The 20,307-nt window shown below is 64.0% G+C and carries 18 protein-coding genes and 1 tRNA gene; 14 read left to right on the forward strand and 5 right to left on the reverse strand.

The window, feature by feature from the left end; all coding sequences use genetic code 11:
- Positions 1-125 precede the first annotated feature (125 nt).
- Positions 126-656, reverse strand: coding sequence for a YbhB/YbcL family Raf kinase inhibitor-like protein (locus ORI27_RS31525; protein WP_266001146.1), 531 nt, complete (start codon positions 654-656; stop codon positions 126-128).
- A gap of 26 nt (positions 657-682) precedes the next feature.
- Positions 683-2,026: a M20/M25/M40 family metallo-hydrolase gene (locus ORI27_RS31530; protein WP_266001147.1), complete on the reverse strand. Its 1,344-nt coding sequence runs from the start codon at positions 2,024-2,026 to the stop codon at positions 683-685.
- Between the two features lie 95 nt (positions 2,027-2,121).
- Between ORI27_RS31530 and ORI27_RS31535 the strand changes: the two genes are divergently transcribed.
- The 9 genes from ORI27_RS31535 (at position 2,122) to ORI27_RS31575 (ending at position 13,597) form a co-directional block, all read left to right on the forward strand.
- Positions 2,122-2,811 (forward strand): sensor domain-containing protein, encoded by a 690-nt coding sequence (locus ORI27_RS31535; RefSeq protein WP_266001148.1) that lies wholly within the window; start codon positions 2,122-2,124, stop codon positions 2,809-2,811.
- Positions 2,812-2,867: 56 nt separating this feature from the next.
- A tRNA-Leu gene (locus tag ORI27_RS31540) sits at positions 2,868-2,953 on the forward strand.
- A 30-nt stretch (positions 2,954-2,983) separates the two neighbouring features.
- Complete coding sequence (locus ORI27_RS31545; RefSeq protein ID WP_266001150.1) at positions 2,984-3,847, forward strand: phosphatase PAP2 family protein; 864 nt, start codon at positions 2,984-2,986, stop codon at positions 3,845-3,847.
- A gap of 158 nt (positions 3,848-4,005) precedes the next feature.
- Positions 4,006-5,478 carry a TIGR02677 family protein gene (locus ORI27_RS31550; protein ID WP_266001151.1) on the forward strand — a complete coding sequence of 491 codons (1,473 nt, stop codon included), beginning with the start codon at positions 4,006-4,008 and terminating at the stop codon, positions 5,476-5,478.
- 26 nt (positions 5,479-5,504) lie between these two features.
- A complete protein-coding gene (locus tag ORI27_RS31555; RefSeq protein WP_266074052.1) occupies positions 5,505-6,620 on the forward strand; it encodes a TIGR02678 family protein in 1,116 nt (371 codons plus the stop codon).
- Between the two features lie 14 nt (positions 6,621-6,634).
- Positions 6,635-10,750 (forward strand): TIGR02680 family protein, encoded by a 4,116-nt coding sequence (locus ORI27_RS31560; protein ID WP_266001154.1) that lies wholly within the window; start codon positions 6,635-6,637, stop codon positions 10,748-10,750.
- Between the two features lie 44 nt (positions 10,751-10,794).
- A complete protein-coding gene (locus ORI27_RS31565) occupies positions 10,795-11,991 on the forward strand; it encodes a TIGR02679 family protein (RefSeq protein WP_266001155.1) in 1,197 nt (398 codons plus the stop codon).
- Positions 11,992-12,164: 173 nt separating this feature from the next.
- Positions 12,165-12,374 carry a helix-turn-helix domain-containing protein gene (locus ORI27_RS31570; protein WP_266001166.1) on the forward strand — a complete coding sequence of 70 codons (210 nt, stop codon included), beginning with the start codon at positions 12,165-12,167 and terminating at the stop codon, positions 12,372-12,374.
- Positions 12,371-13,597, forward strand: coding sequence for a type II toxin-antitoxin system HipA family toxin (locus tag ORI27_RS31575; RefSeq protein WP_266001156.1), 1,227 nt, complete (start codon positions 12,371-12,373; stop codon positions 13,595-13,597). Before ORI27_RS31570 ends, ORI27_RS31575 begins: the two co-directional genes overlap by 4 nt.
- Positions 13,598-13,661: 64 nt before the next feature.
- On the opposite strand, the gene ORI27_RS31580 is transcribed toward ORI27_RS31575, so the two are convergent.
- Entirely contained in the window at positions 13,662-14,147 is a 486-nt protein-coding gene (locus ORI27_RS31580) for a YkgB family protein (RefSeq protein WP_266001157.1), read from the reverse strand.
- A 130-nt stretch (positions 14,148-14,277) separates the two neighbouring features.
- Between ORI27_RS31580 and ORI27_RS31585 the strand changes: the two genes are divergently transcribed.
- The 3 genes from ORI27_RS31585 to ORI27_RS31595 are packed head-to-tail and all read left to right on the forward strand — an operon-like array spanning position 14,278 to position 15,889.
- Entirely contained in the window at positions 14,278-14,994 is a 717-nt protein-coding gene (locus ORI27_RS31585) for a flavodoxin family protein (RefSeq protein ID WP_266001158.1), read from the forward strand.
- A gap of 20 nt (positions 14,995-15,014) precedes the next feature.
- The gene (locus ORI27_RS31590; protein WP_266001159.1) at positions 15,015-15,653 is read left to right on the forward strand and encodes an RNA polymerase sigma factor; all 639 of its coding nucleotides are present in this window, start codon (positions 15,015-15,017) and stop codon (positions 15,651-15,653) included.
- Entirely contained in the window at positions 15,650-15,889 is a 240-nt protein-coding gene (locus ORI27_RS31595) for an anti-sigma factor family protein (RefSeq protein WP_266001160.1), read from the forward strand. The genes ORI27_RS31590 and ORI27_RS31595 overlap by 4 nt, the downstream gene beginning before the upstream one ends.
- A gap of 9 nt (positions 15,890-15,898) precedes the next feature.
- Here ORI27_RS31595 and ORI27_RS31600 read toward each other — a convergent pair whose 3' ends face one another.
- Positions 15,899-16,882, reverse strand: coding sequence for a TerC family protein (locus tag ORI27_RS31600; RefSeq protein ID WP_266001161.1), 984 nt, complete (start codon positions 16,880-16,882; stop codon positions 15,899-15,901).
- A 90-nt stretch (positions 16,883-16,972) separates the two neighbouring features.
- Between ORI27_RS31600 and ORI27_RS31605 the strand changes: the two genes are divergently transcribed.
- Positions 16,973-18,010 (forward strand): acetamidase/formamidase family protein, encoded by a 1,038-nt coding sequence (locus tag ORI27_RS31605; RefSeq protein WP_266001163.1) that lies wholly within the window; start codon positions 16,973-16,975, stop codon positions 18,008-18,010.
- Here ORI27_RS31605 and ORI27_RS31610 read toward each other — a convergent pair.
- Positions 17,992-18,891 (reverse strand): IclR family transcriptional regulator, encoded by a 900-nt coding sequence (locus tag ORI27_RS31610; RefSeq protein ID WP_266001164.1) that lies wholly within the window; start codon positions 18,889-18,891, stop codon positions 17,992-17,994. The two genes, ORI27_RS31605 and ORI27_RS31610, sit on opposite strands and share 19 nt — an antisense overlap.
- A gap of 40 nt (positions 18,892-18,931) precedes the next feature.
- Between ORI27_RS31610 and ORI27_RS31615 the strand changes: the two genes are divergently transcribed.
- Positions 18,932-20,200, forward strand: a complete 1,269-nt coding sequence (locus ORI27_RS31615; RefSeq protein ID WP_266001165.1) for a sulfotransferase family protein — start codon at positions 18,932-18,934, stop codon at positions 20,198-20,200.
- The last annotated feature ends 107 nt before the right edge of the window (positions 20,201-20,307 follow it).

Consider the following 20,307-nt stretch of genomic DNA (forward strand, 5'->3'; position numbering starts at 1 on the left):
CTTCATGGTTGACCCCGCCCGTCTGCGACGCAAGCACCTCACCAGGCCGAACACCACGGCCAAATTTTCATCCTCCACCACCGGGCGCAGCCCCCCAGACAGCTGCTCGCGAAAAGAGAGTGTGGTCAGTTCTGCTCGTAGGTGCCGTGAATGACCGCGCGGGCAATGGAGTTCATGAACAGGTTGAAGCCGAGGTAGGCCGGGCTGGCGTCCTCGGAGAGTTCGAGCTTCTCCACCTTCACCGCGTGCACGGCCACGTAGTAACGGTGGTAGCCGTGGCCGGCCGGCGGAGCGGCGCCGAGGAAGCGGCGAATACCGGCGTCGTTCACCAGGGTCAGCGCGTCGCCCGGCAACACCGAGCCGTCACCGACACCGGAGGGCAGTTCGGTCACGGTGGCCGGCAGGTTGGCCACCGCCCAGTGCCAGAAGCCCGACGCGGTGGGAGCATCCGGGTCGTAGACGGTGACGGCGAAACTGCGGGTCTCCTCCGGGAAGCCCGACCAGCTCAGCTGTGGCGAGACGTCCTGTCCTCCGGCGCCCATGATGCCGCTCACCTGGGCGTTGTTCAGCGGCTGACCGTCGGTGATGTCGGTGCTCGTCAGCGTGAAACCGGGCAGCTTGGGCAGGAAGTCGTACGGGTTGTAGGGAAATGCCATGAGATGGGCTTCCTTTCGTTGTCGTCTCAGCAGTTCTTCAAGAAGTGCTCGAGCACCCGGGTGCCGAAGTGCAGCGCGTCCACGGGCACCCGCTCGTCGACGCCGTGGAACAGCGCCGCGAAGTCCAGCTCCGGCGGCAGCCGCAGCGGAATGAAGCCGAAGCACCGAATACCAAGGCGGGCAAACGCTTTCGCATCGGTTCCGCCGGACAGCATGTACGGCACGGTACGAGCCTCGGGATCGACGGCCAACAGCGCGTCGTTCATCGCGTCGACGAGGTCGCCGTCGAACGTCGTCTCATACGGCGGCAGGTCACGCTCCCAGGACCGGGTGACATCGGGACCGATCAGCTCGTCGATCTCCCGCTCGAAGGCCTCCTTGCGCCCAGGCAGCACCCGGCAGTCGATCACCGCCTCGGCGGTCTGCGGGATGACGTTGGCCTTGTATCCGGCCTTGAGCATGGTGGGGTTGGCCGTGTCGCGCAGCGTCGCGCCGACGATGCGGGCGATACCGCCGAGTTTGGCGATGGCGCCCTCCAGATCCGGGGAGGCGGGATCGAAGCTGTACCCGGTCTCCTCGGCGATCGCGGTGAGGAACTGCTCGACCGAATCGGTGAGCACCAGCGGGAATTGGTGACGCCCCAGGCGGGCGACGGCCTCGGCAACGGCGGTGACGGCGTTGTCGTCATGCACCATCGAGCCGTGGCCGGCCCGGCCGCGCGCGGTCAGCCGTATCCAGGACAGGCCTTTCTCGGCGGTCTCGATCAGGTAGAGCCGGCGGTCGCCGCCGTCGCGGTGCGGCACCGTGAGCGAGAAGCCGCCCACCTCGCCGATGGCCTCGGTGATGCCCTCGAACAGGTCGGGCCGGTTGTCCACCAGCCACTGCGACCCGTAGGTGCCGCCGTGTTCCTCGTCGGCCACGAAGGCGAAGACCAGGTCACGGGGCGGGACGATACCGGCCCGCTTGAAGCCCCTGGCGACCGCGATCATCATGCCGCACATGTCTTTCATGTCGATCGCGCCGCGCCCCCAGACGTAACCGTCGGTGACCGCCCCGGAGAACGGATGCACGCTCCAGTCGGCCGGTTCGGCGGGGACGACGTCGAGGTGGCCGTGAATCAGCAGCGCCCCGCGGGTGGGGTCGGCCCCGGCGAGGCGGACGAAGACGTTGCCCCGGCCCGGCGCCCCGGATTCGACGTACTCGCATGTGTAACCGACCGCCGACAGCTGCTCGGCGACCCACAGGGCGCACTCCGCCTCGCCCTTGGTGGTGGCCAACTCACCGGTGTTGGACGTGTCGAACCGGATCAGGGCGCTGACGAGATCGACCACCTCGTCGACGGGTTCTGTCACAGTCCCCTTTCCTACCATTGGTGCCGCCACCCCGTGAGCGCGGAGGTGCGCTTTTACCACAGGTTTCCCAGGAACCACTCGCGCAACACGCCGTTTTGGGGTTTGATTTACCGGTGACCCCCCGCCTTCCTGTGATCGCCGCAGCCTTGTGCCTATCGCTCAGCGGCTGCTCGGCGATCACGGCGGGCGCCGCGATGCCCGCTCAGCAGGCGCCGCTGACCAGTCCTGACGCCCTGCCCGCCCTGCTGTTGTCGGCCCCCGACGTCGGTGCCGCGCTGGCCAGTGATGACGTCGTGGTCACCACCGATGTCGGCAAGGCCTGGAACGACAGCGCCCACTTCGCCGACACGAACTGCCTTGCCATCGCCGGCGCCGCACAGCAGGGCGTCTACGCGGGCAGCGGGTCCACGGCCGTGCACGGCCAGGTGCTGCGGGAGCCGCCGAGCGCGCCGCGGTGGTCGCACTATGCGGTGCAGGCCGTGGTGACATTCCCGACCGCGCAGGCCGCTGCGGACTTCTTCACCGCATCGCAACGCGGCTGGGCGGCCTGCTCGAACCGGGAACTGAACTATGCCCAGCCGATCGGACCGCCGCAGGTCTGGTCGGTTGGCCAGACCAGCACCGACCATGACGTCCTGGCGGTGTCCCGGGTGCAGCAGGGTCCGCAACGGTGGGCCTGCCAGCGGGCGCTGACGGTGCACAGCAACGTCGCGGTGGACGTGGAGGCGTGCAGCCTGGACGGGCCGACAACCGCGGCGAGCACGATCGCCGGCCAGATCGCGGGGCGACTGCCGGTGGCCTGACAGACGTGGTTTGGGAGTCGGGTCCCTGATCCGATAGCCTTAAGCGCCCATTGCGGGTCCGAGTGGCGGAATGGCAGACGCGCTAGCTTGAGGTGCTAGTGCCCTATTAACGGGCGTGGGGGTTCAAGTCCCCCCTCGGACACAACCTAGCCAAACACATCGACGAAGCTAGATGCTGTTTTTCGCTGCTTCCAGCGATGGCCAACCGGGGCTGTGGACACGTCGGCGACGGTCAGCGCGATGGACCTTATCGACCAACCGTCATCCGCCACGTCGCTGTGCAACACTGTTTGACATCGCACCGATCGCCCTGACTGCCCTAGCCGTGCTACTCGGGGCCTACGCGTTCTTCATCCGCGGGCGATTGGCATTGGTCCTGCTCTCCGCCGGGTTGTTCACCCTCTTGGCGGCATTCGCGGCCGGCATCAATGCAGACTGGTTGACACAGCTGGATACGTCCGTCGAGACGTGGTTCGGCGCGCACAGATCCCCACGGTGGCGGGTGGACGCAAACGGTAGCTTCCGTTTGCTCGGCACGCCTGGTTACGTCGCTAGCGCTGCAGTGGTTTTCGGGGGGCTGCTCTCGTTGCGAGCACGTTCGGTGATCCCGATTGTTCTTGTGGTCGGTTCGGTCGGCGTCGGCGTTTTGGTGGAGCAGACCTTCAAGATGTTGGTTACGCGGACTTCTACGACCGTCGCGGCGCTACAACACAGGCCGCTGGATTCCTTCGCGCATTCATTCCCGTCTGGTCATGTAACGGGTAGTGCTGCGCTGTTCGGGATGGTCGCGGTGTGCCTCGCTGCCGGCTGCGGCCGGGCTGCGAAAGCTGTGCTAGGAATTCTCGCGGTGACTGCTGTTGTGTTCGTCGCGTTCCTCGCGGTGTATGTCGAGGCACATACTTTCACTGATGTCGCCGGCGGGATGATTCTCGGAGGGGCAATCGTCAGCTTGGGCGCCGCGTCCTTGGGTGAGTTCGTTCCGAAGGTCCACCAGGTCGATGCCAATGCTGGTTGGCCTGCCCTTGCGCACTCGTAGCGCGCTCCCGGCCTTTCGGCTCCCCTCTCAGACACTCTATTCCTACTTGTCCTACTTGCGCCGACAGTTGCCGTGCTGCCCCGATACCCTTGTCCCCATCGCCGGTAAGGGGTGTTCGCGTGGCACAAGTTGAGGACGACTCACCACATCACATCGACTTGTTCCGCTACCTCTCGGCTGATGAACGGGTTGACTATGTCGCCATCATGACGAGGTTCACTTCGTCATTGCTTGCCGACATGTCGGCGACAACAGTGACTGAGCAATTGCGGACCGTCGGCTATGCCCTCGACACCGATCTCGTAGAAGCCCGGTGCAAGCAGCTGGTGAGGTGGGGCAACCTCGTCCCGTCGTTGCGGGATGCCCGAGTGAACACCGTGGCCGACTATCTTCGGGCTCGATCGCGTTTCCAGGTCACCAGCCTCGGCGGTCGCGTGCACCGCAGCGCCCTCGAGATAATGGCGGCCTCGGATGGCGCCCGGGAGGTGGCGCGGGAGCTTTTGGGCCAAATCGCAGAGCTTCTCGGACAGATACCGCCGTTGGTCAGACAATCACCAACCGCAAAGCACGCAGATCAGCTCGCGGGAATCGTCACCACGATCTTCAACAACCAACGACTGTTTACCGCCAGCGTGACCGATTTCTACGCATACCTCTCGGGCGTGCTGAGTCGCTTCGACCTCGCAGCCGGCGAGTACGCCGAATTCAAGAGTCTGCTGCTCGACTACATCGATCTCATCACCGCCGATGTCAATCGACACTCCCCGATCATCGCGACCAGCCTAGAAACTGTGATCGCCAAGCTTGACCAGATGCTCGAAATCCTCGGCGGCGTTCAAAGTCTCAATCTCGGCCCAGGTGTCCAGGTGGAACGATCCAGCGGACGAACACGCACGGAGTGGGAAGAACTTCATCGCTGGTACACCGATGCGGGAACCGATTCGGGTCCGGCACAACTTCGGGCTGCAGCCGGGGCGGCACTCGGACAGCTCCTGGCCAATGCGAAGCGCATGCTCGATGCATCGACGACTGGCTACTCGCGCCGCGCCGACTTTCTCCGCCTGGCAACATGGTTCGATACGGCCTCCGATGAGCTCGCTCACCGCCTGTTCGATGGGACCTTCGGCGCCTACCCTTCCCGTCATCTGCTCATGGGACCTGACGAACCTGATCCCCGGGCCCATCCGACCAGCTCTTGGCTTGAGACTGATCCGATCGACGTGCCGATATCCCTGCGCGAGCGCGGCGACCGCTCGTTGCGCGGCCGTAGCTCCCGCGTACCCGACCAAACGTCAGATCGCCGAATGATCGAGTCGGCAGCCCAGGAGGAGGCCGATCGCAACGCGGCAGCCGCACTCGAATTGCGTATGACCAACTCCCTTGATGGTGCAACGCTCTCTCCCGCGGCACGCGACCTCCTACTCGATGAACTGGCCCGGCTACTAGCCCTGCAATACGAGTCTGGCGCGGCGTGGGAAGTCAACAACCAGGATCTCGGGATCGTTCTGCGAGCCGAGCCAGGCGATTGCACTTCGGTTACATCGAGTGACGGTTCGCTGACCGTATTCGATTATCGGCTAACGGTCACGTCGCACGAGAGCGCTGACTCCTCAGATCGGTTCGCGTTGTGAGTACGGTTGGCACGCGCGCACAAGATATGGCAGAACAGCGGGAGGCGGCGCGGGCCTTGTTGCTGACACCGATCGTCACGTCGGCGCGCTCGCCCGAAACGCTGGCGAAGATTCGTCTGCACGCGCCGGCGTTGAAAGCCATGTTCACGAGCCAGCTTGGTTACACACTGACGGTCGAATCTTCTTTCGCACGCCTCGCGAAGACCCCGCTCGAATCGACGGCTCCACATCGCCCTTTGATGCGACGCGGCGAAATCCCTTTCGGGGCTTCTCAGTACACTGCGTTGGCTCTGATCTGCGCGGCGCTACTCGCCCCTGGGCTTGGCGAGCAAGTGCTGCTGTCCCATCTGGTGAGCCAGGTTCGGTCCGATGCGGCCGACAACGGGATCATCCTGACGGACAACATATCCGACCGCCGGCGACTGGTGGCGGCGATCACCATCCTGATGGACTGGGGCGTCGTCACAGAAACCGACGGATCGATATCGCAGTGGGCCGAGGGCTCCGGAACCGAAGCGCTGCTGACTGTTTCCAGGCCGATGTTGCCACATCTGCTATCACGCGGTTTGGGGCCCACTGCCGACCCTGCCACCATCCTCACCACCGCGCCAGAACAGCCACGGCGACGCCTGCGCCGCCGGCTCGTGGAGGATCCAGTGGTTGATCGTCGCAACCTGTCCGCGGGAGAACTCGACGTTCTCTCCCGGGAGCGAACGGAGGTCACTCGACAACTGGAGGAGAACTTCGGTCTCACCGTCGAGGTCCGGGCAGAGGGGGTTCTCGCTTACGATGCACAAGGCTCCCTGACGGACATCGAGTTTCCTGGCAGCGGAAGTCTCAAACAAGCCGCCCTGCTACTGCTTGGTACATTGATCGGCCGCGCCGAAAGCAACTCAGCCAACCTCTACGTCGCGTGGGACGAATTGGATTCCGTCTTGCAGCAGCTCGTCGCCGCACACGGCCGTTCATGGAAGGCGGACTACGCCGATGGCACATCCACGCTACGACGCGATGTCGTAGCGCTTCTCGGAGCTCTTGCGCTTGCCGACGTCGGTGACGCAGGTATGACGGTATCCCCGGCTGCAGCGCGATATCGCCCGAACATCACGCAGAAGCCGATCACCGGCATGGGTCCGTCGTGAGCCCAGGTCAGACCGTGAAGCACTTTGATCAGCGCTGGCGGCTGAGCCGCGCCGGTGTCGTCAACGTCTGGCACTACTACGAAACCGAATTTCAGATCGGCGGCGGACGGCTCATCCTTCGCGGCGCCAATGGGTCCGGAAAGTCTCGCGCCCTTGAGATGTTGCTGCCGTACCTCCTCGATGCCGATCGACGCCGAATGGATGCGACCGGTTCCAACAAGGTGAGCCTCGACGAGCTTATGCGGACAGGGGCGCGAGAACAGACCAACCGAGCCGGATATCTGTGGATCGAGCTCGTTCGCGGTTCGGAGTACCTGACACTTGGTGCTCACGTCAAGTACAGCGCTTCAGCGCATCGTAGCGATGTTCAATTCTTCAACACGCCGTTGCGCGTTGGACATGATCTCCGCCTGATCGAAGGAAACCGAACCCCACTCACTCGTGACGCACTAGGCGACTTGGTCGGGGCCCATAACCTGACTGACGCCGAGGGGCATCGAGAGGCCGTGCGGAACAAAGTGTTTGGACTGCGCGGCGAATCAGGTCGCGACCGGTACTCTGGTCTCATTCAACTGATGCACACGCTGAGGTCTCCAGACGTCGGCAACCGAATTGACGAAGGCAATTTACCTCAACTCATTTCGAATGCGCTGCCACCACTGAGTGAGCAGACGCTGCAGGACGCCGGCGAGCGCCTCGACAACCTGACGGAAACCCGGCTTGCCCAGGAGAGACTCGCGAGCACTCTCGAGCAGGTCCGCACATTCCATTCGGCCTATCGGTCCTATGCGGCAACGGTTCTCACCGCCAGCGCAAAGAATGCCATCAGTGCGGCGGATGCCGTCGTCCAGTCCGACCGGCGCCGCGAGGAGCTGCGGGTTTCGCTGCAGGAGTTGATGCGTCAACGCGACGAAAAGCAGACTCGCCAGAAGTCACTCCAAGACGAGTCGGCGGAGCTCGATGCCGCCATCACCGCGCTGAAAGAGCACGAGCTCTTCAAACAGGCAGACGATCTCAAACAACGCGACGATGCCGTCGCGGCACTCAGGTCACTTGCAGAAACCACCTTGGCATCGGCTCAATCCGCGCGCCGCGGCGAGGCAGACGCCGCCAACAGAATGCACGAACGGTACGACGAGCTACGCGAAGCAGTCCGGTCCGCGGGCGACACCCTCATCTCGGCATCGGCGGCGTTGGCAGGCAGCGGTGTAGCACATCCTGATCTTCCTGCTGCTATCTACTACTCCGACTCGATCGGCGTCATCGAACACGCGATCGTGATGACCACTCTCGATGGCGAACCCCAGACCATTCGACGTCCGACTGCAGCCAGGGCCGCCCTGCAGCCAAGCGATCTCGAACCGGTACAGACGGTATCGGAAAGGTACGAGGCTGAGGTACAACAACGTAGGAATCAAGCAGAGCGACGAGAACAGGAAGCTCGCCGCCTCGACAAAGCGTTTGAATCAGTGCGAAATCTCGAGGCAGCGGCCGAGAGCGCCACCGCACTGGCTGAACAGGATCGCGAATCCGCGGAGGCCTCCGTGGTCCAGCGTGACGACACCGCCATTGCATTGAATCAATCTTGGCGGCAGTGGATTTCATGCTCGGACACACAGGAGCTGATGCCCGCAGCATCCTGGGAGCAGGACGCCACCATGCGCGTCCTGCTGGCCGATATCGAGGCACTCAGCGGCGACGATCCCACTATCGTCGACTACCTGGACCTGCTCAACCTCCTGCCAAGCAGAACCGCCAAGCCATTCTTCGACGCACACACCGTTGGGATCAACAACCTCGATGCCGAGGACGCGAACGACCAGAGTGAACATGCAGCACTCACCGCCGAACGTGATGACCTCGACGCGGCCCGCGATCCCGCTCCACCGACTGCGCCCTGGCACAGCGTTCAACGCGGGATCCCTTTCTGGCAGACGGTCGATTTCCTACCGGAAGTGCCACTAGGCGATCGAGCGGCACTGGAATCGGCCCTGCTTGCTTCGAGTATCTTGACCGCAACGGTGCAAGCCGACGGCTCGGTCCACACCGAAGACGGCGAAGTTCTTCTGCGACCAGGGCGTATTGAAGTGAGCCGACCTCTGACTCACGTGCTGAAACGCGACCCCGCCTCCGAAGTACCAGCAGAAATCGTGGACGCAGTCCTGCGGTCTATCGGATACGCGGATCCAGATGCCGTGACGTCGATCGACACCGACGGAAACTGGCGCAATGGGGCACTGTCAGGGCGATATGTCATTGCCGAGGCACGCCACATCGGTGCCGCTGCGAGAGCGGCCGCGCGGGCGGCCCGTCGCGAGCAGATTTCACACCGCCTGGAAGAACTGGCCGAACGGGCCCGGCAGCGAGCGGCCAGTCGAGAAATGATCGACGCCGCCATCCAGCAACTGGCGGACCACCTGGCGACGGCGCCCAGGTCAGCTGCACTGATCGAGGCGCGTGCGACAGCCGCGACTTTGGTCGACCGAGCTGCCGCCTCGGAAGCGTCGGCTCGCCGAGCCGCCGACACTGCTACGCAAGAACGCAACACGTGGGCTGCCGAATTCGAACGCCACAAAGAATTTTGCGGCAGTCTCGACTTGCCGATTACCGCTACTGAGTTGCGCACCACCATCGCCCATTGTCGGTCTGCGAGCGACGGATGCCGGCGTCTGGTCACCGATTGCCGGGCCGCTACGGGCGCCGTCAAGAAAGCAAGTCGCGCGGCCAGGGACTTCGATGATTTGACCGACGCGCGAAAGGCTGCGGAGTCCGATGCTGAAGCGCATCGGTCCACCTGGCTGGAAGCCGCAGCAAGACTGGCTGCTCAACACGCGGTGCTCGACGTGCCATTGGGCGAGCTGACCGAAGAACTGGGCCGCACGGAGTCAGCGCAGAGAGATGCAAGCCGCGAATTGATTAACGTCACCAAGGCGCTCGACGAGCTACGGACTGAGATCGGCGGCGTCGAGAAGCGCGACGCCGTCGAAGAATCGACCGCGACTGCCCTCCGTGACACGCTCACCGATCACGCGAATCGGTTCAACGCGCAGCTGGCTCTGCCCGGGCTAGCGCAGGCAGCAACCACCACACCGATCGACCGGTTTGCGATCGTGGGCGATGCGGAGTCAGTTTCGGCTAATGCCAGATCTGCGCTGTCGTCGATCGGAGTGAGCAAGTCGCTCAGCGTGACACAACTCCAGCATGCTTTGCAGCGCTTCCAAGCCGACACCTCGGGCCAGCTCGATGTGATCGCAGAGTTCGAGCACGACGCATATTCGATCCGGATAGAAGGCGCCGAAGATCGCCACGAGCCGACAGCGGTATTGACCTACTTGGAGCGTCGTGTCGACGAGGGCAGACAAGCGTTGAGCGCGCGAGAGCGGGACGTGTTCACTGCATTCGTCCTTGGCGGTGTAGCCGACGAACTCAGACGGCGAATCAACCAGGCCAGCAATCTGGTTCAAGCGATGAACCGCAGCCTGTCGTCGATAGAGACAAGTCATGGTATCGGCGTTCGCATCGGATGGCTGCTCAATAAGGAACAGACCGAGCTAGCGCGCGTCATGCATCTGGTCTCGATAGCCGACGCTGTTCGCTCGGCGGAGGACAACGACGAACTCATCACCCTGCTCCGCATGCGCGTGGAAGGCCGTCATGCTTTAGACCCGACGGCCGGCTACGCCTCGCACTTGGCCGAAGCGTTGGATTACCGCATGTGGCACGACGTCGAGGTCACCATTGTTGGACCGGCACCAAATCAGCAGCGCCGAATCTCGAGGCGTGCCAAGATTTCGCAAGGTGAGACCAGATTTGTTTCCTACGTCACGCTTTTTGCAGCAGCAGACGGTTATCTCAGCAGCTTGCCCGAGCCCGATGGAGCCCTGCGCTTGGTGTTGCTCGACGACGCGTTCGCAAAGATCGATGATCGCACCATCGGCGAATTGTTGGGTCTGCTAGTGCGATTCGACATCGATTTCGTCATGACCGGTCATGCGCTCTGGGGCACGGTCCCAGAAGTTCCCGAACTGGATATTTACGAGATCCGCCGGATGGGCGACAGCGCGGCGATTGCGACGCGCGTTCATTGGGATGGCAAGCGTCGGCATATTCACGCGGTGAGTGCGCCGTGACTCTCCCGCCTCCATCACGCGAATATTTGTCTGACCCCAGCTTGATGCCGATTTGGCTGCGGATGCGAGATCGGCTGGAACGTAACGGACATGCAATCGCCGGCTCGATTCGCCTCGATCTTGACCCGGACGGCGCGGAGCGGTTGTCCGGCTTACTCGGTCGACAGATTCAGCCTGGCGCGCGCACCATCTCGCTGGCCGATGTCGAAAACGCGCTGCTGATGAGCTCCGCCAGGCGCGGGCTGATCGCCGTCGTGGCCGAACTCACCGGGACACCGTTGCGCGATCGGCAATCCGAAAGAAGACTTCAAGCAGAGATCGCGATCTCGCTGTGGGCGCACGTCGAGGACATCGCGGCGCGCAACGGCCTCAGCGCTTATCCATGGACCCGCGATTGGATTTCGTGGCTTCATACTTCTGGGCTTCTGGTTCGAGCCGGCCCTGACCGAGGTGCGGGTCAATTCGAGATTGCGGCACGCGCGATTGCAACGGTGTTCATCCAACCGGTTACGCACACCCGCGTGCTGGGCGAATTGGCGTCCGAGATCGCTGGAGACGCGCACGCGCTGGATGGCGACCGGTTGGCTGGTCGACTGGCGCTACGGGCGCTTAGCTTCGCCACCGATACGAAAGAACCGACATCTCCGCGTGAGCGAATGCTGATGTGGGAGTCGGTGGGCGTCGCCGTCGACACGATCTCGGGGACGGTGATCACGTGGGCGCTGCGCCCTCCGGGCGACGACCCGTGGTCGGCGATGATGCGCATGCGCGCTGATCTCGGACTCGTCACCCACTTGACAATCCGGGAGCTTTCAGCAATTACCGCGCCCCTGGTGAATCCCGGAACCATGGTGAGTGCCTGCGAGAACCCACAAGTGTTGCAACGCATCGCTGATGCGTTCATCGATCGACCCCTGGTCTGCTTCAGCGGTAACCCATCGGTGGCCGGACATCTACTGGCCGACCGCGTCGCGCTTCGCTATCACGGCGACTTTGATTGGCCCGGGATCGCCATTGCCTCCCGGATCATTGATGCCGGAGCACTACCGTGGCGGCTCGCCGAGCGGGACTACATCGATGCCGTTCGCAAGTGTCGCTCGGGTCTACCACTCGTCGGGAATGCGGTGAAGACAACGTGGGATCCCGCGTTGGCCTCGGCAATGGCCAGGACGGGGGTAGCCGTGCACGAGGAGTCTCTGGTCTCGCTGCTCATCGAGGATCTGGGTACATCTAGCAGCTGAGGTGCCCCCTCCTCCGACCGGAGTCTGGGGCACCGGCTTTATGCTGGAAAAATCAGGCGTAAGAGCTTGACGGCGTCCCCGTCGAGGGCCCATCCTGGCTTATGCATGATTTATCAGGCATAAGGAGAGTCATGGCACGTCCAAGGCGCACGAGCCCACAACGCGAGGGCGTTATGCCTGAATTAGCAGGCATAAGCCAAGCCTTTATCGACCGTAGGCTGACTCTGCGACTCACCCAGGAAACACTGGCCGACCTGGCTGGAGTGTCGCGCTACAGCGTTCAGACGCTAGAGGCGGGCACTGGCGCAACCAAGATCGGGTCAGTTGTCGAGATAGCCAACGTGCTCGGCTTACGGCTCGATGTGAGTTCAACCGTCGAATGACGAACTCTCTTGACCTCGATATGCGCGAGGTCGCCGAAGCCGATGTCTACATCGGCGAGATGCTCGCAGCCCACCTGACGCGCGAACGCGGCGACGCCGTTCACTTCGACTACGTCGCCCACGAGAATGTCGAAGGTTCCGTACGAGATCAGTCGGTTTCCTGGTCATTACTTCGGTCCGGCGAATACCCGGTCATCACCACGGGCGGTGCGGTTCCACCCTTTTTCGCCGGACTCTTGCCCGAAGGGGTGCGCCTCGGTGTCGTCACGAGTTCGATGAAGACCTCGGCGGATGACCATCTGACATTGCTGCTTGCGATCGGCGCCGACACCATCGGAAATATTCGTGTGTTTCCCGCCGGAGTGGAGCCCGTCCAGCCACTACCGCTGTTCGAGCCGGCGCGAGACACCGACTTTCGCGCGGTCTTTGCGAAGCTGACAGGTTCTGTCCATGCCGATCCCGTCGGCTTGGCAGGCGTCCAACCCAAAGTCAGCGCGGCGATGTTGTCGACTCCGACTCAGACCCGCGCAGGTCCCGCCATCCTCAAACTGAACCCCGCGCAGTACCCACTCCTCGTCGAGAACGAGCATTTCTTCATGCGGATGGCGTCGGCGTGCGGACTACGGGCCGCCGCCACAGCATTGCTACACGATGCCCAGGGGCACAGCGCTCTACTGGTGAGCCGATTTGACCGGGTTGAGGGAAGACGTATTCCACAAGAGGACGCCTGCCAGGTGGCCGGCCTGTATCCGGCGTCGAAGTACCGCATCAAGACAGAAACCGCGCTCACAACGCTCTCCGATGCCTGCGGACGAGGCGGCGGGTCACGAGTGATAGCACTCCTCGAGCTGCTGAAAGTTGTTGTGTTCAGCTGGCTCATCGGGAACGGGGATCTACATGGAAAGAACATGTCGATCTACAACCCAGACGGAGTATGGCAACCGACCCCCGCCTACGACTTACTGTGCACTCAGCCGTACGCAGGATGGAACGATCCCATGGCGCTCGACTTATATGGCCGGGCGAACCGCCTCACGCGCGCCGATTTCATCGACGCCGGCACCCGACTCGGTATACGAACCCGCGCCATAGCCAACATGATCGACGCGATCATCGACACCGCCGTTGCTTGGCCGGACAGGTGTGGCGAGATAGGTTTCGACGACCGGCAAACAGAGCGTCTTGCAACGATGTTGCGCACCAGGCTCGACAATTTGCGGTGACCTGGACACCGGTCGAACGTAAGGACACGAACACCAGCCGGTCCTTCACCAATCGCCGCTGGCGTCAGCCGCGGCGGACGGCGCGCAGCGCGTCCCCCGCCGTCCAGATCGCGATGCCGAGCAGAGCGACGTCCTTGATCAGGAACTGACCCGTCGACGACAACGCCGGAAAGCCACCCGCGGACTCCTCCCCGACACCGGGTGTGGTGAACAGGAAGCTGATCGTGGCGACGAACAGCCCGATCGCCGCGATGCTGCCGGCCAGCGACAGTCGCGGCCACCACGGTTTGACGGCGAGCAGCAGCGCCGTGGCCAACTCGACGACGCCCAGGATCGCCGAGAACGTGCTCACCGCGAAGATGCCGTACAGCCAGCTCATGAACGGACTATTCGCGACCAGTGGCTCAATCCCCCGTGCTTCGTACCCGGTGAACTTCAACGCTCCGATCCAGGCGATCACGATCACCAGGCCGTAGCGTGCCGCCAGCGCGCCGAATCTGAGCAGCACCGAATCGATCCGGTGGAGGGCCGGTGCTTGGATAGCGGTCATCGCGAAACCTTTCTGGAGTGGATTTCCTACGACCGAGTGGTGCGGCTGTTCCCTCTCAGCGTTACGTGCGCATCGACGCGTAACGGTTCAGTCGGGGGAACCCACTACAGCAGGGCGCCAGGGAAGGAGAATGCCGATGACCGAGCCTGAGCATGACTTCACGGGTCTGCGTGCGCTGTTCATCAACTGCACCCTCAAGCGTTCGCCCGAGCCGAGCAATACCCAGGGCCTGATCGACATCAGCGCGTCGATCATGGCCAAGCACGGCGTGGCGGTCCAGGTGGTGCGTGCGATCGACCACGACATCGCCACCGGCGTGTGGCCCGACATGCGCGAGCACGGCTGGGCCACCGACGACTGGCCGGCGATATTCGAAAAGGTCCTCGCCGCAAATATTTTGGTGCTCGCCGGCCCGATCTGGCTCGGCGACAACAGCTCGGTGATGAAACGCGTGCACGAACGGCTCTACGGAGGTTCGCACCTGCTCAACGATGCCGGCCAGTACCTGTATTACGGCCGGGTCGGCGGGTGTCTGATCACCGGCAACGAGGATGGGGTCAAGCACTGCGCGCAGAACGTCCTGTACACCCTGCAGCACATCGGGTACACGATCCCGCCGCAGGCCGACGCCGGCTGGATCGGCGAGGCGGGCCCGGGACCGTCCTACCTCGACCCGGGCTCGGGGGGACCCGAGAACGACTTCACCAATCGCAACACCACGTTCATGACGTGGAACCTGCTGCATATGGCCTGGATGCTCCGCGACGGGATACCCGCGTACGGCAACCTCCGATCGGGCTGGGACGCAGGCTGCCGCTATGATTTCGCCAATCCGGAATACCGCTGAGCGGCTAGTATTTCGTCTCGATGATCGGGACGGAAGACGACGAGTCGCAGTTGGTCGCCGCCCTGCGGGCCGGCGACGAGTCGGCGTTCGCCGGCCTGGTCGACCGCTACACCCCAGCGCTCCTGCGGGTGGCGCGCGGATACGTCCGGACCAACGAGTCCGCCGAAGAAGTAGTCCAGGAAACCTGGATCGCCCTGGTCAAGGGTATCGACAAGTTCGAGGGCCGATCCTCGCTGCGCACTTGGCTTTTCACCGTGATGATCAACATCGCCAAAACGCGCGGCATCCGTGATCAGCGCATCGCCGAGGTCGAGGTCGCGGCCTTCGGCGGCGGTACGGTCGATCCGGGGAGATTCCGGCCCGCCAGTGACCCCGACTGGCCCGGACACTGGAAAGATCAACGTGCGCCGGCCCCGTTTCCCGACACCCCCGAAGGCTCGGTTCTTGGCTCGGAGTTCCTTGCGCTTGCTCGTCGCGAACTGGACAAGCTGCCCGACCGCCAACGGACCGTGGTGGCGCTGCGCGACATGTTGGGTTTCGATTCCGCTGAGGTCTGCGAACTGCTGGACCTATCGGTGGCAAACCAGCGCGTTCTGCTGCATCGTGGGCGCGCGGCCATCAGACAGGCGCTCGAGGACTACCTGAGGGAGGCGCGGTGAGCGGCGACGAACTGGACTGCAACGAGTTGGTCGAACTGGTCACCGCCTACCTCGACGGATCGCTCGACCTGTCGACGAGGGCACGTTTCGACCTGCATCTGCTGGACTGTGACGGCTGCGCCAACTACCTGCAGCAGTTTCAGGTCACCATCGACACGGTCGGCAAGATCGGCGCCGAGCACCTCGATTCGGAATTCCGCACCAAGCTGCTGGCCGCCTTTCGCGACTGGCACTGAGATCGGCGATCAGGTCAGCTTCGCCCGGCCCCTGGTCCTGGCGAGGCTGGCCAGCGTGGTCACCAACAGCACCACGCCGATCACGCCGATCGACACCCCGGTCGAGATCTCCGGCACCGCGACGTGCTGGCCGCCGTTGATGAACGGCAGGCTGTTCTCGTGCAGCGCGTGCAGTACGAGCTTGACCCCGATGAACGCCAGAATCAGGGATAGCCCGTAGGACAGGTAGATTAGCCGGTCCAGCAGACCACCGATCAGAAAGTACAGCTGTCGCAGGCCCATCAACGCAAAGGCGTTGGCGGTGAACACGATGTAGGGCTCCTGGGTCAACCCGTAGATCGCCGGGATGGAGTCCAAGGCGAACAAGACGTCGGTGAACCCGATTGCGATGAGCGCCAGCAACATCGGGGTGACCGCCCGCCTGCCGTCGACCTTGGTGAGGAACCTGTCCCGGTCGTAGTCCTCGGTGGTCGGGACGAACCGGCGCACCAGGGCGATGATCCGACTGTCCCGCTTCTCCTCGACCTCCGTCTCGTGGCCGGCCTCACGGGCGAGCTTGACGGCGGTGAGCACCAGGAAGATTCCGAAGAGGTAGAACACCCAGCTGTACGCGCTGATGGCCGCGGCGCCGACAGCAATGAACCCCGCGCGCATCACCAGCGCCAGTACGATGCCGATCAGCAGCAGTTTCTGCTGGAACTCCCGCGGCACCGCAAAGGTCCCCATGATCACGGTGAACACGAACAGGTTGTCGATGCTCAGGGCCTTCTCGGTGACGTAGCCGGCGAAGTACTCACCGGCGAACTGTCCGCCCCACAGCCACCAGACGACGAACCCGAACACCACCGCCAGGCCGATGTACACCGACGACCAAATGGCCGATTCGGAGAACGTCGGCTCGTGCGGCACCCGTACGTGGGCGAAGAAGTCGAACACGAACAACCCGAGAATCACCACGCACGTAACCACCCACACCAGGACCGAGACGCTCATGGCAGCCATTATCCCGGCACCGGGCCCGCCGGCGGGATGACGTTTGCTCGCTGCGACAGACGCGTCGCGCGCTGGCATGATCTGACCCTTATGACCGTGCACCACCTCCCGGCAACGGCGCAGACGGTGCACTGGGGTTACTTCGACCCGCGGCAAGGGGCCGCGCTGACCGTCGATTCCGGTGACCTGGTGGCGATCGAGACGCTGACCCATCACGCCGGCGACGCTCCCGATCTATTGATGGATGAACGCATTTCGCAGCTATTCGCCGAGGTCGACGATCGCGGGCCGGGACCGCACATCCTCACCGGGCCGATCGCCGTCACCGGGGCGCGGCCGGGCGACGTGCTGCAGGTGGACATCCTCGAGGCCTCCCCTCGGCTGCCCTACGGATCGAACCTCGCCGGCCATTGGGGCTTCCTGTACAACGAGATTCCGGTCGAACGGGTCACCGTCTTCGAACTGGACGTCGAGGCGTTGCTGGGCCGGGCGTTGTTCGGCTACGACTGGACCGCCACCCCGCTGGCCGACGAACCCGGCACCATCGTCGCGCCCGATCCCGCCGCGCGCCAACCGGCGCTGCCCGGAGTCGTGGTGCCCCTGCGGCCGCACTTCGGCACCATGGGGGTGGCGCCCGCCGAGCCGGTGCGGGTCTCCTCGGTGCCGCCGGGTGACCACGGCGGCAATGTCGACAACTGGCGCATCGGCACCGGCGGCCGGATGTACTACCCCGTCCAGGTCCCCGGCGCGCTGCTGTCGGTCGGCGATCCGCACGTCTCGCAGGGCGACGGGGAGGTCAGCGGCACGGCGTTGGAGTCGTCGCTGAACGGGTTGCTGCGGTTGACGGTTCGCCGTGATCTGCCGTTCACGGTCCCGGTGCTGGAGACCTCGACCGAGCTGCTCGTGCACGGTTTCGGCGACAGCCTCGACGCGGCGATGAAGTGCGCGACGCTGCGCACACTGCACCTGTTGGAAAGCCACTTCGGGCTGTCTCGCGCCGACGCGTACTCGTTCATGTCGGTGGCGGTGGACTTCACCGTCACCCAGGTCGTCGACCAGCGCCAGGGTGTGCACGGCCGGATCGACAAGCGCTGCTTCCCACGCTGGCCTCAGGCCTGGTCGCGGTAGCGGCTCAACCGCTCACCGATGGCCGCCGCGGAACTGCGGACCCGCTCGCCCAGGCGGATGATCGCCCGCGAATCCAGGGTGGTGAACGGCGCGGCGGTGACCGACATGGTCACCGAGCCGTCGGCTCCGGTGATCGGCGCGGAGACCGTGGCGATGTTGTGGGTGGCGCCCCTGCCCAGCTCTGCCGGCAGCACGTCGATCACGCTGAGGTCGGCGAAGGCGCGGGCCAACTGGGCGGTGATCGCATCCACTTCCCCGTCGCCGGATAGCGCCTGCAACGCTGAATACACCCGAAGGTACTCCCGGGTGAGCCGCTCCACGACGAACCCGCGTTTACGAGTTTCATTGAGCACAGCCGAAATTCGTGTACGCAGCGCATCGCTGGGCCGGCCGATCGCTTCCAGCCAGGCCTGTTGCGCTTGCGGACTCGACCACGCCACGTAATCCCGCCCGAACGGCGCGACGAGTGGCGTCCTGGTCCCCCGCCCGATCCTCGGCGCGGTCAGGCTCTCACCGGCGAGGTCGATGATCACCACACTGTTGGCCTCGCGCCGGGCCAGATAGACCTGGGTGCCGGTGGCCGCCGCCAGGTCCTCCAGTTCACCGCGGAACAGGTCGGCGGGTTTGGCCAGGCTGGCGATCGCCGGTCCCCACGCGTACTTCGCCGACCGGGGGTCGCGGGTCACCCACTCGCGTGCGACGAGTGTGGCCAGGATGGCGTGCCCGGTGGCCCTGCTGATGTCGAGGCGCCGCGAGATCTCGGCCAGTGAGAACTGCCGGCCGGGATCGGCGCCGAGCATCTCCATCACGTCGATGACCCGCTCGGTCGGCGGCGAGGACGCTTGACCCGCCGTCTTGGCAGGGTCTACGTTGAGCGTCATATTGCCGAACAGTACGTCGAATATTCGACAGGAACAAGACATGGCGACGCGGTCATCAATGGAGACCCTGAACCTCGACGACCTGACGGCCCCGGTGCTGACCGACACCCAGCGACAGATCCTCGACTACACCGAATCCCGCCCGGTGACCTTCGATATCGAGGCGATGCTCAGCGAGGCGGTGGCCGCGGCCGGGGCCGACGACCTGGCCGACGACGACGGGTTCATCGGCCGGCTGACGGCGCACGTGGCCGCCATCGAGTCCGACACCGGTCTTCGTCAACTCAGCCGGAGCACGCTGCGCGCCAGGGTCGTTCGCAAGCTGCGAAATCGGCTGTCGCTAGTCGACCTGATCAAGCGCTATCCCGAGATCGAGTCGATCCCGATCGAAGCGCCGCTGATCGTTGTCGGTATGCCCCGGTCCGGAACGACGCACCTGGTGAACCTGATCGCCGAAGACCCCCGGCGACGGGCACTGCCCTACTGGGAGAGCGAGGACCCGATCCCCGCGCGGGGACAGGGCCCCGACGTGGACGGCATCGATCCCCGCTACGCGCGGGTCAAGACCGAGCACGAGGCTCTGATGGCAAGCACTCCGTATGTGGCGGCCATGCACGACCGGTTCCCCGAAGCGATCGAGGAGGAGGTCGAGCTGCTCGACCTCGACATGGCCGGCTACGTGCTGGAATGGCATGCCCGCGTCCCCGGCTGGCGGGACTTCTATCTCGGGCTCGACCACATCCGCCACTACGCCTATCTGCGGACAGTCTTGCAGGCGTTGACGTTCCTGCGCGGTCCGCGGACCTGGGTGCTCAAGTCGCCGCAGCACGCCGAGCAACTCGGACCTCTGATGGCCACCTTCCCCGACGCCACCGTGGCCTTCACCCATCGCGACCCCGTCGCGGTGGTCCAGTCCGCCATCACGATGATGGCCTATTCGGATCGATTGCGCCGCACCAGCATCGACCCCGACTGGTTGGTCGAGTACTGGAGTGACCGGATCCACCGCCTGCTGCGTGCCTGTGTGCGCGACCGGGAACTGGTGCCGGCCGAGCGCAGCGTCGACATCGGATTCCATCACCTCAACGGCAATGAGATGCCGGTGCTCAACGAGTTCTACGAACGCGCAGGTATCGACATCCCGGCCAAGGTGGTCAAGCGCTTCCAAACCTATATCGACGGCAACCGACGCGGCGTCAAGGGGCGCATCCCCTATGACCTGAAACGGCACTTCGGCGTCGAACCCGACGAGTTGCGCTCCCGGTTCGCCTTCTACTTCGACCGTTTCGACGTCCGCCCCGAGATCTGATATGGGGTGCATTTTGTCAAGGGGCAGGGTGAAGCGGCGGGCCGGTAGCCGTCGCTAGAGGCCCGCCGCTTCGATGTACCGGATGAGCCCGGCATGAGTGTCGAGCG

The organism is Mycobacterium pinniadriaticum, from assembly GCF_026242045.1.
Lineage (GTDB): Bacteria > Actinomycetota > Actinomycetes > Mycobacteriales > Mycobacteriaceae > Mycobacterium > Mycobacterium pinniadriaticum.